The sequence below is a fragment of the Nonomuraea sp. SYSU D8015 genome (genome assembly GCF_008065375.1).
Lineage (GTDB): Bacteria > Actinomycetota > Actinomycetes > Streptosporangiales > Streptosporangiaceae > Nonomuraea.
Genome location: NZ_VJYI01000002.1, coordinates 1,040,553 through 1,055,429, shown reverse-complemented (window position 1 = coordinate 1,055,429; position 14,877 = coordinate 1,040,553). Strand labels below are relative to the sequence as shown.

At 69.2% G+C, this 14,877-nt stretch carries 13 protein-coding genes; 6 read left to right on the top strand and 7 right to left on the bottom strand.

Annotated elements, in window-relative coordinates:
• Positions 1-291: 291 nt before the first annotated feature.
• Positions 292-2,646 carry a glycoside hydrolase family 6 protein gene (locus ID574_RS62375; protein WP_188189293.1) on the top strand — a complete coding sequence of 785 codons (2,355 nt, stop codon included), beginning with the start codon at positions 292-294 and terminating at the stop codon, positions 2,644-2,646.
• 126 nt (positions 2,647-2,772) lie between these two features.
• Here the strand turns inward: ID574_RS62375 and ID574_RS14450 are convergent, their stop codons facing one another.
• From ID574_RS14450 to ID574_RS14430, 5 genes are all read right to left on the bottom strand, one after another.
• Positions 2,773-3,171 (bottom strand): DnaJ family domain-containing protein, encoded by a 399-nt coding sequence (locus tag ID574_RS14450; protein WP_188189292.1) that lies wholly within the window; start codon positions 3,169-3,171, stop codon positions 2,773-2,775.
• Between the two features lie 11 nt (positions 3,172-3,182).
• Entirely contained in the window at positions 3,183-4,082 is a 900-nt protein-coding gene (folP, locus tag ID574_RS14445) for a dihydropteroate synthase (protein WP_223166673.1), read from the bottom strand.
• 31 nt (positions 4,083-4,113) lie between these two features.
• On the bottom strand, positions 4,114-4,584 hold the full coding sequence (locus ID574_RS14440) for an ATP-binding protein (protein WP_188189291.1): 471 nt from the start codon (positions 4,582-4,584) through the stop codon (positions 4,114-4,116).
• A gap of 371 nt (positions 4,585-4,955) precedes the next feature.
• Positions 4,956-6,005 (bottom strand): NAD-dependent epimerase/dehydratase family protein, encoded by a 1,050-nt coding sequence (locus tag ID574_RS14435; protein WP_188189290.1) that lies wholly within the window; start codon positions 6,003-6,005, stop codon positions 4,956-4,958.
• A gap of 43 nt (positions 6,006-6,048) precedes the next feature.
• On the bottom strand, positions 6,049-7,230 hold the full coding sequence (locus tag ID574_RS14430; protein ID WP_188189289.1) for a zinc-dependent alcohol dehydrogenase: 1,182 nt from the start codon (positions 7,228-7,230) through the stop codon (positions 6,049-6,051).
• A gap of 163 nt (positions 7,231-7,393) precedes the next feature.
• On the opposite strand from ID574_RS14430, the gene ID574_RS14425 reads away from it, so the two are divergent.
• The 4 genes from ID574_RS14425 (at position 7,394) to ID574_RS14410 (ending at position 13,106) form a co-directional block, all read left to right on the top strand.
• Positions 7,394-8,452, top strand: coding sequence for a polyprenyl synthetase family protein (locus ID574_RS14425; protein WP_188189574.1), 1,059 nt, complete (start codon positions 7,394-7,396; stop codon positions 8,450-8,452).
• A 12-nt stretch (positions 8,453-8,464) separates the two neighbouring features.
• On the top strand, positions 8,465-9,466 hold the full coding sequence (locus tag ID574_RS14420) for a 4-hydroxy-3-methylbut-2-enyl diphosphate reductase (protein WP_188189288.1): 1,002 nt from the start codon (positions 8,465-8,467) through the stop codon (positions 9,464-9,466).
• Complete coding sequence (locus ID574_RS14415; RefSeq protein WP_188189287.1) at positions 9,435-10,844, top strand: family 2B encapsulin nanocompartment shell protein; 1,410 nt, start codon at positions 9,435-9,437, stop codon at positions 10,842-10,844. The genes ID574_RS14420 and ID574_RS14415 overlap by 32 nt, the downstream gene beginning before the upstream one ends.
• Positions 10,845-10,934: 90 nt before the next feature.
• Positions 10,935-13,106 carry a terpene synthase family protein gene (locus ID574_RS14410; protein ID WP_188189286.1) on the top strand — a complete coding sequence of 724 codons (2,172 nt, stop codon included), beginning with the start codon at positions 10,935-10,937 and terminating at the stop codon, positions 13,104-13,106.
• Positions 13,107-13,115: 9 nt separating this feature from the next.
• Here ID574_RS14410 and ID574_RS14405 read toward each other — a convergent pair whose 3' ends face one another.
• Entirely contained in the window at positions 13,116-13,460 is a 345-nt protein-coding gene (locus tag ID574_RS14405; protein ID WP_188189285.1) for an STAS domain-containing protein, read from the bottom strand.
• 481 nt (positions 13,461-13,941) lie between these two features.
• Between ID574_RS14405 and ID574_RS14400 the strand changes: the two genes are divergently transcribed.
• Positions 13,942-14,337 carry a C40 family peptidase gene (locus tag ID574_RS14400; RefSeq protein WP_188189284.1) on the top strand — a complete coding sequence of 132 codons (396 nt, stop codon included), beginning with the start codon at positions 13,942-13,944 and terminating at the stop codon, positions 14,335-14,337.
• Between the two features lie 181 nt (positions 14,338-14,518).
• Here the strand turns inward: ID574_RS14400 and ID574_RS14395 are convergent, their stop codons facing one another.
• Entirely contained in the window at positions 14,519-14,839 is a 321-nt protein-coding gene (locus ID574_RS14395; protein ID WP_188189283.1) for a hypothetical protein, read from the bottom strand.
• Positions 14,840-14,877: the final 38 nt, after the last annotated feature.

Below are 14,877 nucleotides of genomic sequence, written 5' to 3'. Positions count from 1 at the left end.
GGATGGGGGTCTGTGCTTCACGGGGTCTCCATGGGAGTAGGGGTGTGGGAGCGCTCCCAAACGGGATTGTGGGTGCCCTTCGGCGTATGTCAACGAAATGGCGGTTCGGTAACCCCCGTGTTTCCTCTCACCAGGCTGCCCGGGATGAAAGTTTCATCGGCGTTCCGGGGCATTCAACGAGCATGCGGGGCGGCGGACATCTCCCCGACGACCGGGCTCTGTACAGCGCCCCGACTCCGGCTCACCATGGGAGCGCTCCCAGCCATCTAGCAGCACTGGAGATGATCGCTCGTGAGACTCCAACGCGGCCTCCGCAAATGGGCCGTGACCGTGACCGCCGCGAGTGTCGCGGCCTTAGGGCTCGTGGTCGGCCAGAGCACGGCCGCCAGCGCCGCGGTCGCCTGCGACGTGACCTACTCTGCCAACTCGTGGACGAGCAGCCCGGGTCAGGGCGGTTTCACCGCGAACATCACGCTGAAGAACACCGGCGACCCGATCAGCTCGTGGACGCTGGCCTTCGACTTCCCGACCACCGGCCAGAGGTACACCCCCAGCGGCTGGGGCGCGAACTGGACCCAGTCCGGCACCCGGATGACCGGGACGAACATGCCGTACAACGGCAGCCTGGCGACGGGCGCCTCCATCACCATGGGCTTCAACGGCACCTGGACGGGCAGCAACCCCAACCCGACCTCGTTCAGCGTCAACGGCGTCACCTGCGGCGGCAACCCGACGACGCCGTCCGTGGTGCTGTCGGCCAGCTCGGTCGCGGTCAACGAGGGCGGCACGGCCACCTTCACCGCCAGGCTGTCGTCCGCGCCGAGCTCGAACGTGACCGTCACCACCGCGCGGACCAGCGGTGACACGGACCTGACCGTCAGCTCCGGCGCCTCGCTGACCTTCACGCCGAACGACTGGAACACCGCGCAGACCGTGACCCTGGCCGCGGCCCAGGACTCCGACACGACCGCGGGAACGGCCGCCTTCAGCGTCGGCGGCAACGGTGTCACCGGCGCCACGGTCAATGCCACCGAGGTGGACGACGACGCGGTCCAGGAGCAGTCGATCATCGTGACGCCGACCGCGGTGACCGTGCCCGAAGGCGGCACGGCCACGTACACGGTGAAGCTGGCCACCCAGCCCTCCGGCAACGTGACCGTCACCTCGACCGCCGGCAGCGGCGACACCAACATCACCGTGTCCTCCGGCGGGAGCCTCACGTTCGGCACGACCACCTGGAACACCGCGCAGACGGTGACCCTGGCCGCCGCACAGGACTCCGACAACACCAACGGCAGCAGGGACATCACGGTCGCCTCCACCGGGCTGACCTCGCGGACGGTCACCGCCACCGAGGCCGACGACGACGGCGGCACCAACCCGACCCACGTCGAGAACCCGTACGCCGGCGCCACCGGCTACGTGAACCCCAACTGGTCGGCCAAGGCCGCGGCCGAGCCGGGCGGCTCCGCGGTGGCCAACACCTCCACGGCCGTCTGGATGGACCGCATCGCCGCCATCGCCGGCAACGCCGAGGCCATGGGCCTGCGGGCCCATCTGGACGAGGCCGTCCGGCAGGACGCCGCCAACGGCTCCGCCCCGCTGACCATCCAGGTCGTCATCTACAACCTGCCCAACCGCGACTGCTCGGCGCTGGCCTCCAGCGGTGAGCTGCTCATCGCCGAGAACGGGTTCAACCGCTACAAGACCGAGTACATCGACCCGATCGCGGCCATCATGCGCGACGCCAAGTACGCCAATCTGCGCATCGTCACGATCATCGAGCCCGACTCGCTGCCGAACCTGGTCACCAACCTCAACGCCTTCGAGAAGTGCCGCGAGGCCAACGGTCCCGGCGGCTACCGGGACGGCGTCCGGTACGCGCTGAACCAGCTGCACGCCATCCGGAACGTCTACACCTACATCGACGCCGCCCACCACGCCTGGCTCGGCTGGGACTCGAACTTCCAGCCCGCGGTCGACCTCTTCCACGAAGTCGTCGCCGGCACCACCGCGGGCGTGGACAGCGTGGACGGTTTCATCGTCAACACCGCCAACTACTCGGCCACGACCGAGCCGCACTTCACCGTCAACACCACGGTGGGCCCCAACAACACCCCGGTCCGGCAGTCCAACTGGGTGGACTGGAACTGGTACATCGACGAGCAGACCTTCGCGACCGAGCTGCGCAGGCGGCTGATCGCCAAGGGCTTCCGCTCGGGGCTCGGCATGCTGATCGACACCTCGCGCAACGGCTGGGGCGGCAGCGCCCGCCCAGCCGGACCGAGCACCGCGACGGAGGTCAACCAGTTCGTCGACCAGTCACGTGTCGACCGCCGCATCCACGCCGGCAACTGGTGCAACCAGAAGGGCGCGGGCATGGGCACGCGGCCCACCACCAACGTCCCCGCCGGCTTCGACGCCTACGTCTGGATCAAGCCTCCGGGCGAGTCCGACGGCGCCAGCAAGGACATCCCGAACAACGAGGGCAAGAAGTTCGACCGGATGTGCGACCCGACGTACACCGGCAACAACCTCAACAAGTTCAACATGTCGGGTGCGCTGCCCGACGCGCCGCTGTCGGGACAGTGGTTCTCCGCGCAGTTCCGCGAGCTGCTGGCGAACGCCTACCCGCCGATCAACTGAGAGACGGCCGGTCGATGAGTCACCCGCCTGACCCGGGTGGCTCACCGGCCGGAGAGGGGCCCGCCTGACCCGGGTCCCTCGGCTCCACTGGGAAGGGGTCCGGGCCTGCCGCCCGGGCCCCTTCTCTCATCGCGCCCTGCGCCACTCCGACACGATCTCGTCCACGTCGAAGGGCATCAGGTTGAGCGGCGGCCCCGGCAACCCCGTCCTGATCGCCTCGCGGATCTTGTGGTTGACGTCCTCGACGATCTGCCGCACCTCGGTCTCCGAGCGCGCCCCGCGTGCCTCGGCCAGCGCCTCCTCAGCCTGCTTGCGCAGCGCCAGCGTCGGCGGCAGCGGCATCGCGAGCCCTTCGCTCTCGACCTTCTGCTTGATCCAGGCCATCTCGTCGTCCGGCCGGTCCAGCCACTTCAGCGGCTTGCCGGCGCCCGGCAGATCGTCGAACTCGCCTCGCTCCGTCGCCTCGCGGATCTGCCGGTCGATCCAGCTCTCGAACGGCAGGCCCGGCGGCTTGCGGTCCGTCACCTCATCTCCTCTCAGGCCAGGTTGTGACTAGGGGCGATCGGGCCGCGCCAGCCGAGCACGGCCTCCGTCATGCGTACGGACGCGACCGTCGCGGACACGTCGTGCACCCGGAGGATGCGGGCGCCCTTGAGGATGGAGACGACGTTGGCGGCGATCGTGCCCTCCTTCCGCTCCCCCTGCGGACGGTCGAGCGTCTCCCCGATGAAGTCCTTGTTGGACAGCGCCACCAGCGTCGGATAGCCGATCGAGGTGATCTCCTCCAGCCGGCGCGTCAGCTCCAGGGAGTGGAAGGTGTTCTTGTTGAGGTCGTGCCCCGGATCGATGATGATCTTCTCGGCGGCGATCCCGGCCTTCAGCGCGAACGCCACCCGCTCGCGCAGGAAGTCCGCGACCTCGGAGACCACGTCGGCGTAACTCGGCCGGAAGACGCGGCGGCCCGGTCCGCCGAGGCTGTGGGTGACCACCACGCTCACGCCGGTGGCCGCGGCGACCTCGGCGATGCCGGGCTCGCGCAGGCCGTTGGTGTCGTTGATGACGTCGGCGCCGGCCTCGACGGCGGCCCTCGCCACCTCGGGCCGGTGGGTGTCGACCGAGATCACGGCGTCGGTGACGGCCCGGACTTCGGCGATGACGGGGACGACGCGGTCGATCTCCTCGGCCACGCCGATCTGCGCCTGGGCGGCGCTGAAGGCGAACCCGCCGATGTCCACCCAGTCGGCCCCGTCGTCCACGGCCCTCTTGGCCGCCGCCACCGCGCTGTCCAGCGCGAACGTGCTCCCCTGGTCGTGGAAGGAATTGGGGGTCCTGTTGACGATGGCCATGACGGCGACCTGCCGCTCGAAATCGAACTCACGCAGCCCGATGCGCCGGACAGGAGAGATGATCCCCGGGGAAAGCCGCTCGCCGCTCACGTCTGTGAGCCTACCCGGCGCCTCCTCCAGGTCAGGCGGTGAATCGGCCGGGCGGGTGCCCGCCCGCCGAGACCCTGATGCGCCTCATGTGCCGGCGCGTGCCGAGATCGGGCTCCCGGGGCAGCCGCATGGTGAGCCGGACGGTGGTGCCGAGCGGACCGGTGTGGAAGTCGGCCATGTCGCACAGCCGTCGGATGAGGTAGATCCCTCTGCCGTGGTAGGAGAAGTCGGACGGCCGCGAGTGGCCGTCGACGTACGCGTCCGGGATGCCCGTCCCCTGATCGGTCGTCTCGGAGCGGATGACGCCGTTCACCGTCCACAACTTGAGGTACCCGTACCCGCCCGCGTGCTCGACGGCGTTGACGACGCTCTCGTGCACGGCCAGGACGAAGTCGTCGAGCCTCGGGCCGCTCAGCCCGCACTTCTCGGCGTGCTCCGCCACCGCCCGGCGCAGCTTCGTGACGTCGTGGAGCGTGAAGGGCTGGGTCAGCAAGGTGCGCATTGCAGGCTCTCCGATGTGGCTAGCCAACCGTAGTGATCCTGTCGCACAGTGTCGCGTGCATGCTCGGCGCCCAGGCGACGTCGGGCATCCTCCCTGGTCAGATCGTGCACGGTCTGATCGGTCAGCGTCCGGGGGGATGCGCTCAACGGGCCGGTGGCGTCGCCCCTCCTCCAACCTCGCCTGGTACGCGGGTGCGCAGAACCCGGGGACACCGCGTACCCGGGAGTGGGGTTGGGGTAATGGATCTGCTCAAAGGCGATCCGCGGAAAATGGCCCATGGCGCTCCTCCGTGTCGTGCCGACACCAGGCCGCGCCTCAGGACCTCGCGTAGTGCCCTCTTCCCACCAAAGGGGAAGTCACACTCCGCAATTCTACGGACGTCCCCCCACCCCCGTGGCGAACTCCTTGATCCGGCTGACCGGCCCGCGGTCGGGGGCGAGCGGCGCGGTCTCCATGCCGGCGCCCTCGTTCAGCCCGGCGATCATCTCGCGGATGGCGTCCTGGGACGAATGCTGCGGCGTCCAGCCGAGCACCTCCCTGGCCCGCTCCACCTTCATCACCGGCAGCCGCAGCACCATGTCGAACAGGCCCGGCGCGGCAGGCAGCAGCCTCAGGTGCCATCCCGCCGCCATGGCCGCCCTCGCCAGGCCCGGCGGCACCCCCACCGTACGGGTGTCGAGCAGCTCGGCCAGGTCGTGCGGGTCGAGCACGGGCTCGGCGGCGATGTTGAACGCGCCCTTCACGGGCCGGGTGACGGCCAGCCGGTAGGCCTCGGCCGCGTCCGCCGCGTGCACGACCTGCAGCCGCAGCCCGGGGATGTCCGGCACGAACGGGATCCGTCCCGGCCGGACCAGCCGCCGCGGCACCAACGGCCCGCCGAACAGCCGGCGCTGCTCGGTCGCGGCCACCCGCTGGAAGATGAACCCCGGCCGCATCCGCACCACGCGGATGCTCCGGTGATCGTGCTCGAAGACGTCGAGCACCCGCTCGACGTACGCCTTCTCCCGCCCGTACGCGGCGCCCGGCCAGCCGTGCGTGGGCCAGCTCTCGTCCACCGCCCGGTCCTTGGGCCCCGGGGAGTACGCCCCCACGGACGATGCGTGGATCAGCGCGGGCACCCCCGCCTCGGCCACGGCGCGGAAGACCCGCATGCTGCCGAGCACGTTGGCCCGCCAGGTGGTCGCGGGGTCCCTGGTGGGCTGGAACAGCCACGCCAGGTGCACCACGACGTCGGCGCCGTCGAAGATCCGGGTCAGGTCGGAGGAGGCCACGTCGGCCTGCCGCCAGTCAGTGCGGTCGATCCGCCACCCGGGCAACCGGCGTGCGACTCCCACGATCGAGCTGACGCTCTCGTCCGCGGCCAACGCGCGAACCACACTGGTGCCGACGTTCCCAGTGGCCCCCACCACAACGACTCTCATGACAGCTCCGCTGCCCGCTCTCTCACCTGCGAAACCAGACCGGTTACGGCTGGAGGAGGATCTTGACGGCTCCGTCGGCTTTCTTCTGGAACATCTCGTATGCCCTCGGCGCCTGGTCGAGCGGCATCCGGTGCGTGGTGAGGTCCATGACGCCGAGCGGGTCGGCGTCGTCGGTCACCAGCGGCATCAACTGGCTGGTCCACCGCCGGACGTGGGCCTGCCCCATGCGCAGCGTGATGCCCTTGTCGAACATGCGCAGCATCGGCAGCGGATCCGTCATGCCGCCGTAGACCCCGATGAGGGAGATCACGCCGCCCCGGCGGACGGAGTCGATGGCCTGGTTGAGCGCCTTCAACCGGTCCACGCCCGCCGTCGACATGAGCGGGGCGGCCACCTTGTCGGGCAGCAGGCCGGTGAGCGTCTGGGCGAGCTTGGCGGCGGGCGAGCCGTGCGCCTCCATGCCGACCGCGTCGATGACCGAATCCGTGCCGCGGCCCATCGTCCGGTGCCTGATCTCCTCCGGCACGTTGTAGACCTCACTGGCGTCGATCACCTCGATGCCGTGGCGGCGGGCCATCTCCAGGCGCGCCATCACCCCGTCCACGCCGATCACCCGGTAGCCGAGGTGGCGGGCGATGCGGGCGCTCATCTGCCCGATGGGGCCCAGGCCGAAGACGGCCACGCTGCCGCCGTCGGGGATGTCGGCGTACTCGACGGCCTGCCAGGCGGACGGGAGCACGTCCGACAGGTAGACGAACCGCTCGTCCGGCGGGCCCGCCGGCACCTTGATCGGGCCGAACTGGGCCTCCGGCACCCGCAGGTACTCCGCCTGGGCGCCGGGCACCCGGCCGTACAGCCTCGTGTAGCCGAACAGGGCGGCGCCGGTGCCCTGCTCGCGCACCTGGGTGGTCTCGCACTGGGCGTACAGCTCCATGCCGCACATGTGGCAGTGACCACAGGCGATGTTGAACGGGATGACCACACGGTCGCCGGGCTTGAGGTTGGTGATCGCGGAGCCGACCTCCTCGACGAATCCGATGGGCTCGTGGCCCAGGATGTCGCCCTCGGCCATGAAGGGGCCGAGCACCTCGTACAGGTGCAGGTCGGAGCCGCAGATGCCGCTGCTGGTCACTTTGATGACCGCGTCGTTCGGTTCCTTGACGGCCGGGTCGGACACTTCCTCGACCCGCACGTCCCGCTTGCCGTGCCAGGTGACTGCCTTCATGCCGATCGCATACCCCCACACCGGGCCTCAAACGGCGGCGTCGGCGTCACCGGCCCTTGGGACCGCCGTGGCGAAAGCGACCGGAGGTTCAAAAGAACTTTACACACTCGGTATTCAATGAGTAACTATGGGTAGTGACGGACTGACAGAAGGAGCCGTGCGAATGCCGGTGAGCTTCCCTCAGCACCACCCCCACCACCTTGCCTCCCGCATTGATCAGCACTTGACCGGTTTCCTCGAAGCCTGGCGCGCTCCTGTTTCCGATCCCGACGTCGAGGCCGCGTACCAGGTGCTGAACGACTTCGTCCTCGGCGGCGGCAAACGCATCCGGCCGCAGCTGTGCTACTGGGGCTGGCGCGGGGCCGGCGGCGACGACTGTGAGGAGATCATCAAGGCCGCCGCCGCCCTCGAGTTGTGCCACGCCGGGCTCCTCATCCACGACGACATCATGGACGGCAGCGAGCTGCGCCGCGGGCGCGCGACCGTGCACAAAGACCTGGCGAGGCTCTACGACCGGCCGGGCGCGGAGGCGTTCGGCCACGTGGGCGGCATCCTGCTCGGCACGCTGAGCCTGGCCTGGTCGGACGCGATGCTGTCGTCGTGCGGGGTGGACCCGTTGCGGCTGCGGGTCGCGCACCACATCTTCGACGCGATGCGCACCGAGGTGATCAGCGGCCAATACCTCGACATGCTGGCCCAGCTCCGCGCCGGCGCGACCGTGGACGAGGCGCTGACGGTCATCCGCTTCAAGACCGCCAAATACACCGTGGAGCGGCCGCTGCAGATCGGCGGCGCGCTGGCCGGCGCCTCCCTCGAGCTGCTGAACGCGTACTCACGCTTCGGCCTGCCGCTGGGCGAGGCGTTCCAGCTGCGCGACGACCTGCTCGGCACGTTCGGCTCGGCGGCGGAGACCGGCAAGTCGGCGCTCGACGACCTGCGCGAGGGCAAGCACACGGTGCTGATCGCACACGCCGTGCGACACGCCTCGCCTGCACAGCGTGCGCATCTCCGGCGCTGGCACGGCGATCCGGAGCTGACCGAGGAGCGCGCCGAAGAGCTGCGCCAGATCCTGCGCGACACCGGAGCGGTCGCGCGGGTGGAGGAAATGATCGGACAACGGGTGCGCGAGGCCACGACGGCCCTGGCAGAGGCGCAGATCAAGCCGGAGGCCGCGAGCGCGCTGGGCGTGCTGGCCGACCAGCTCGCGCACCGCACCAGGTAAGGGGCTCCCACGATGGGACGGGTACTTCTCGCGGCGCCGCGCGGCTACTGCGCGGGCGTCGAACGCGCGATCGCCACGGTCGAGGAGGCGCTGAGGCGCTTCGGTCCGCCGGTGTACGTGCGCAAGCAGATCGTTCACAACTCCTCCGTGGTCGCCGAGCTGACCGGGCGGGGCGCGGTCTTCGTCGACGAGCTCGACGAGGGGCCTGACGGCGCGCTGGTGGTCTTCTCGGCCCACGGCGTCTCACCGGCGGTCAAGGACACGGCGGCGCGGCGCGGGCTGCGTACGATCGACGCGACCTGCCCGCTGGTCACCAAGGTCCACAAGGAGGCCGCGCGCCTGGCGGAGGAGGGCTACGAGATCGTGCTCATCGGCCACGCCGAGCACGAGGAGGTCGAGGGCACGCTCGGCGAGGCCCCCGACCGCATCCACGTCGTCGACCCGGCCCGCCCGGGCGAGGCGACGGTGAGCGGCTCCGGGCCGGTGAGCTGGCTGTCGCAGACCACGCTGGCCGTGGACGAGACCATGCGTGCCGTGGCGGAGCTGCGCGGGCGCTTCCCCCACCTGGCCGACCCGCCCAGCGACGACATCTGCTATGCCAGCCAAAACCGCCAGGAGGCCATCACGCGGATCGCCCCCGAGTGCGAGCTGGTCCTCGTCGTCGGCTCGGCCAACTCCTCCAACTCGCAACGGCTGGTGGAGGTCGCGCTGGGGGCGGGCGCGGGCGCGGCGTACCTGGTCGACCGGGCCGCCGACGCCGACGAGCGGTGGCTGCGCGGCGTGGAGACCGTCGGCGTGAGCTCCGGCGCCTCCGTCCCCGAGCGGCTGGTCGAGGAGTTACTCGGCTGGCTCGCGGCCCGCGGCTACGCCGACGTGGAGCAGCTCACCCTGACGGAGGAGACCCTGACGTTCTCTCTTCCTCCCGAACTCCGATCCCCTCGCAACCCCGGCCAGACGCAGCACGGAGACAGGCAGGTGCACGATGACGGAAACCATCCACTCGACCGCCGATGAAAGCCCCGACAGCCGGCTCAGCCTCAGCACCGAAGCCGCGCGCAATCTCTCGACCACGACCAAGACGCCCCCGCAGATGCAGGAGATCACCTCTCGGTGGCTGCTGCGGCTGCTGCCGTGGGTGCAGTGCTCAGGAGGGGTGTTCCGGGTCAACCGGCGGCTGACCTACACGCTGGGGGACGGTCGCATCACTTTCAGCAACACCGGCTCGGAGGTGCGCGTCATCCCGGCTGAGCTCACCGAATTGCCCATGTTGCGGGGCTTCGACGACATGGAGGTGCTCGAAGCGCTGGCCGGCCGCTTCGTCCAGAGGGAGGTCGCGGCGGATGAGGAGATCGTCGCCGAGGGCAGCCCGGGCGACCGGCTCGTGTTGATCGCTCACGGCCGCGTACGCAAGACGGCCACCGGCGCGTACGGCGACGAGCAGAACCTCGGCATCCTGGCCGACGGCGACCACTTCGGCGAGCAGGCCCTCATCGACGGCGGGGCGTTCGAGTTCAGCGCGCGGGCCAAGACGGTCACCACCGTGCTCACGCTCTCCAGGCAGGACTTCGAGCAGATCGCCGAGCAGTCGCCGGCGCTGCGCGAACACGTGGACAACTGGCGCTCCGCCGAGAACCGCCCGCACAACGACTACGGCGAGGCCGCGATCGGCATGAAGGCGGGCCACGTCGGAGAGCCCACGCTGCCCGGCACGTTCGTGGACTACGAGCTGAGCCCCCGCGAGTACGAACTCAGCGTGGCCCAGACGGTCCTGCGTGTGCACAGCCGGGTCTCCGACCTGTACAACCAGCCGATGAGCCAGCTCGACCAGCAGCTCCGCCTCACGATCGAGGCCCTGCGCGAGCGGCAGGAGCACGAGCTGATCAACAACAAGGAGTTCGGGCTGCTCCACAACGCCGACTTCAGCCAGCGCATCAGGACCCGTTCCGGCCCGCCCACCCCCGACGACCTCGACGACCTGCTGGCCACCGTGTGGAAGGACCCGGCTTTCTTCCTTGCCCACCCGCAGGCCATCGCGGCCTTCGGCAGGGAGTGCAGCAAGCGCGGCGTCTACCCGCAGGCCAGTGAGGTCAGCGGGCACCGGCTGCCGGCCTGGCGGGGCATCCCGATCTTTCCGTGCAACAAGATCCCGATCTCTGGCACGCGGACGACGTCGTTCCTGCTCATGCGGACCGGACAGGAGAACCAGGGCGTCATCGGCCTGCACCAGACCGGCATACCTGACGAATACCAGCCGAGCCTGTCGGTGCGCTTCATGAACATCAACGAGAAGGCCGTGGTCTCCTACCTGGTCAGCGCCTACTACTCGTGCGCCGTCCTGGTGCCCGACGCGCTCGGCATCCTCGAGGACGTGGAGATCGGCCGCAACGGCTGACCCACCCGCGCAGGGCGGGGCCGGTGATGCGTTCCGCCGGTGCCCCGCCCTCACCTCTCATCCCCAAGACTTGGCGAGCCGGGAGTGGTCATGAGCCAGCCGTTCGAACTGCCGGACTTCTACATGCCGTACCCCGCGCGGCTCAACCCCCATCTGGAGCAGGCCCGTACGCACTCCAAACAGTGGGCGCGCCACATGGGCATGGTGGAGGGTTCGGGCATCTGGGGGGAGGCCGATCTCGACGCCCACGACTATCCGCTGATGTGCGCCTACACCCACCCGGACTGCGACGCCGATGAGCTGTGCCTGATAACCGACTGGTACGTGTGGGTCTTCTTCTTCGACGACCACTTCCTGGAGGTCTTCAAACGCACGGGCGACCTGGCGGGCGGCAAGGACTATCTCGCGAGGCTGGCCCATTTCATGCCGATGGGCGCGGATCTGACCATGCCGGAGCCGACCAACCCGGTCGAGGCGGGGCTGGCCGACCTGTGGGTCCGCACGGTGCCCGTCCGGTCGGCGGACTGGCGGGAGCGCTTCGCCGAGAGCACACGGCACCTGCTCAACGAGTCACTCTGGGAGCTCGCCAACATCAACACGGGCCGGATCGCCAACCCGGTCGAGTACATCGAGATGCGGCGCAAGGTGGGCGGGGCGCCGTGGTCGGCGGGGCTCGTGGAGCACGCCGTGGGGGCCGAGGTGCCGGCCAGGATCGCCGCGTCCCGGCCGATGCGGGTGCTGAAGGACGCCTTCTCCGACGCCGTGCACCTGCGCAACGACCTGTTCTCCTACCAGCGGGAGGTCGGGGACGAGGGCGAGCTGAGCAACGGCGTGCTGGTGCTGGAGACGTTCCTGGGCTGCACCACGCAGGAGGCCGCGGACGCCGTCAACGACCTGCTGACCTCGCGGTTGCAGCAGTTCGAGCACACCGCGGTCGCCGAGCTGGGGCCGCTGTTCGCCGAGCACGCTATCGACCCGGTCACGGCGGCCGGCGTGCTGGCGTACGTCAAGGGCCTGCAGGACTGGCAGTCGGGCGGCCACGAGTGGCACATGCGCTCCAGCCGCTACATGAACCAGCGGGCCAAGGCCGCCCGGCCGCTGGGCATGTCGTCGGTCGTCAACGTGCTCGGGGCCAAGCGGCTGCGGAACTTCACGCACGTGCGGCACCAGCGGGTGGGGCCGTCCCGGATCCCCGACCTCTACGTACCCTTCGAGCTCCGGCTGTCGCCGCATCTCGACGGTTCCCGCCGCGCCGTCGTGGCCTGGTGCCGGGCGATGGGCATGCTGGAGGCCCAGCCCGGGGTGGTGGGGTCGGCGGTGTGGGACGAGGACAAGCTGATCGACTACGACCTGCCGCTGTGCGCGGCGGGGCTGCATCCGGACGCCTCCCCCGAGGAGCTGGACCTGGCGTCGTTCTGGCTGGCCTGGGGCACGTACGGCGACGACTACTTCCCCGTCGTCTTCGGCAGGTCGCGCAACCTCGTGGCGGCCAGGATCGCGGTGGCCAGGTTCTCGGCGTTCATGCCGCTGGACGGCGCTCCGCCGCCGCCAGCGAACGCGCTGGAGCGCGGGCTGGCCGACGTCTGGGCCCGTACGGTCGCGCCGATGCCGCTCGCGGACCGTCGCAAGCTCCGCGGGGCGGTCGAGCGGATGTGCGAGGGGTGGCTGTGGGAACTCGCCAACGAGGCGGCGAACCACATTCCCGACCCGGTCGACTACATCGAGATGCGCCGGCTGACCTTCGGCTCGGAGATGACCATGAGCCTGAGCCGGCTGCGGCACGGCAAGTCCATCCCGGAGGAGGTGTACGAGAGCGGCCCGATGCGGGCGATGGAGAACGCCATGATGGACTGCGGCCTGCTCGTCAACGACGTCTTCTCCTACCAGAAGGAGATCGAGTTCGAGGGCGAGCTGCACAACGCGATCCTGGTGGTGCAGAGCTTCTTCGACTGCGACCACCCGGCGGCGCTGACCATCGTCAACGACCTGCTGACCTCGCGGGTGAAGCAGTTCCAGCACATCGTCGAGCACGAGCTGCCGGTCGTCTGCGCCGACTTCGGCCTGGACGCCGAGGCCCGGCACGACCTCGACGCGTTCGTGGCCGAGCTGCGCGACTGGCTGGCCGGCATACTCAACTGGCACCGCAACTGCTTCCGCTACGACGAGGAGTCCCTGCGCCGTCACCACCGTCCGCCGCGCTTCGTGCTCGGCGGCCCGAAAGGGCTGGGCACCTCGGCCGCGGCCATCTTCCCCGGCAGGTGATGAGCCCGGCTAAACGGGCAGGTGATGGGCCCGGGGCTCGTAGTACCAGCCCATCATGCGCAGCAGCCGGCGCTGGTACGGCGTGACGTTGTGCAGCCGGATCCAGCGCTGCGACGGGGGCAGCGCCGGCATGACGAGCACACGCAGCCCCGAGACGTCGATGAAGGACAGCGCTCCGGTGTCGACGACGATGTAGTCGCCCTGGCGGCAGCTCGCCAGAGCCCCGGCGAGCGCATGGCTGTTGGAGGCGTCGATCTCGCCGATCAGCGTGACGGTCGGCGCTCCAGACGCCGCACGTACCGTGATCTTGAGTTGCTCGTCCTGGTAGAGCAGCCGCTCTTCTGGACCGCCCACGCTCCTCACACCCCCCATCACGCATGCTTCGGGGGTTGTCGTCAGCAGAACCAAGGTTACACGAAGTATGTTTCACTATGTAATTTTCGCGAGAAAATGACCGAATTAGTGGGAAATCCTGAAGGGCTCCGGCGGCGCACACCCACTTTCATGATCATCGGCGGCGGTTCGCCCGTATGCACGGCGATGACCCGCACCGAACCAGGGGTTTACCAAGGATCTCCCGAGAGCCCGAGTTTGGCGTACTCGAGAATGCAATGGGGACCATATATCCGGACATATCCGGACGAGTTAGCATTTATTTGAAGACGTTTCATCCCTATTCGCAGGGAGAAATGTCACACACATGAATGGAAGGCGAATAGCGGCGATATGCGCCATCGTGTGCGTCATCGTGTACGTCGCAATTTCGGCCCCCACATTGGCAGCGGCCGCCGGCAGATCAGCGGCCGGAACCATCGCGCTCCGCGCGGCGCTGGAAATGATCGGAGTCCCTTACTCATGGGGCGGCGGCGGGGTGCACGGGCCGGGATACGGGATCGGCAGGGGCGCCAGGACCAAGGGGTTCGACTGCTCGGGGCTCGCCGAGTACGCGTACGCACGAGCGGGAACGCTCATCGGATCCACCACTCGGGAACAGTGGCGTTCCGGGATCCAGATACCGAAGGAGCTGCTGGAACCGGGGGATTTGGTCTTCTACGACAGCTCGCCGGGCCGTGCGGGGCCGGAGCACGTCGGGATCGCCGTCGACGCGGCAAGGATCGTGCACGCGCCGTACACGGGGGCGTTCGTGCGGCTGGATCGACTCGACAGACCACAGTTCATGGGGGTGATCCGGCCAAATGCCGGCCGGAGCGACATCGATGTGCGAGGTTGAGCCGTGCGGCCCCGGATCGACCTGGGCCGCACGGCGCTCTATTCCGGTGATTCGACGAGCCGTCCGTGGCCTCGCGAGCACCCACGACGAGCTCTGTCGGTTCACCTCGACACCAGGCGGGGCGACTTTCTCCGGCCGGACGGCCGCGAACCGTTCCCCTGCCTACGCCATGCGAGAAGCGTCAGTTGAAGTGGGTGCCGGCCGTCCCGGCGTCGCTGCCGACGTTGCCGTCACCGACGCTGGGCTGGTTGTTGTTGAGGACGTCGACGTCGAGCTCGTGCAGATCGAGGACCTGGAGCACGTCGACCTCGATGTCCCTGAGGGACTCGTTGAGCGAGTTGTTGGCCACGTCGTTGAGAACGTCGTCGATGACCTGGAACTGGCTCAGCACCCCCTGCCCCCTGTTGTTGGCGTTGGGGCCGACGTCAGCGGACGCGCCGACGGCCGAGAAGCCAAGGGCGGCGGCCGTAAGTGCGGCGCCGGCCAGAATACGACGGATCATGTTTGTTTTCCTCCGTGGATGGGCGCGAGATTCGGCGC

What these genes read in the sequence shown, in the direction of transcription:
- ID574_RS14440 (WP_188189291.1), bottom strand. Translation starts at nt 4,584, where the DNA reads ATGCGCACCTTGCTGACCCAGCCCTTCACGCTCCACGACGTCACGAAG.
- ID574_RS14435 (WP_188189290.1), bottom strand. Translation starts at nt 6,005, where the DNA reads ATGAGAGTCGTTGTGGTGGGGGCCACTGGGAACGTCGGCACCAGTGTG.
- ID574_RS14430 (WP_188189289.1), bottom strand. Translation starts at nt 7,230, where the DNA reads ATGAAGGCAGTCACCTGGCACGGCAAGCGGGACGTGCGGGTCGAGGAA.
- ID574_RS14425 (WP_188189574.1), top strand. Translation starts at nt 7,394, where the DNA reads ATGCCGGTGAGCTTCCCTCAGCACCACCCCCACCACCTTGCCTCCCGC.
- ID574_RS14420 (WP_188189288.1), top strand. Translation starts at nt 8,465, where the DNA reads ATGGGACGGGTACTTCTCGCGGCGCCGCGCGGCTACTGCGCGGGCGTC.
- ID574_RS14415 (WP_188189287.1), top strand. Translation starts at nt 9,435, where the DNA reads ATGACGGAAACCATCCACTCGACCGCCGATGAAAGCCCCGACAGCCGG.
- ID574_RS14410 (WP_188189286.1), top strand. Translation starts at nt 10,935, where the DNA reads ATGAGCCAGCCGTTCGAACTGCCGGACTTCTACATGCCGTACCCCGCG.
- ID574_RS14400 (WP_188189284.1), top strand. Translation starts at nt 13,942, where the DNA reads ATGATCGGAGTCCCTTACTCATGGGGCGGCGGCGGGGTGCACGGGCCG.
- ID574_RS14395 (WP_188189283.1), bottom strand. Translation starts at nt 14,839, where the DNA reads ATGATCCGTCGTATTCTGGCCGGCGCCGCACTTACGGCCGCCGCCCTT.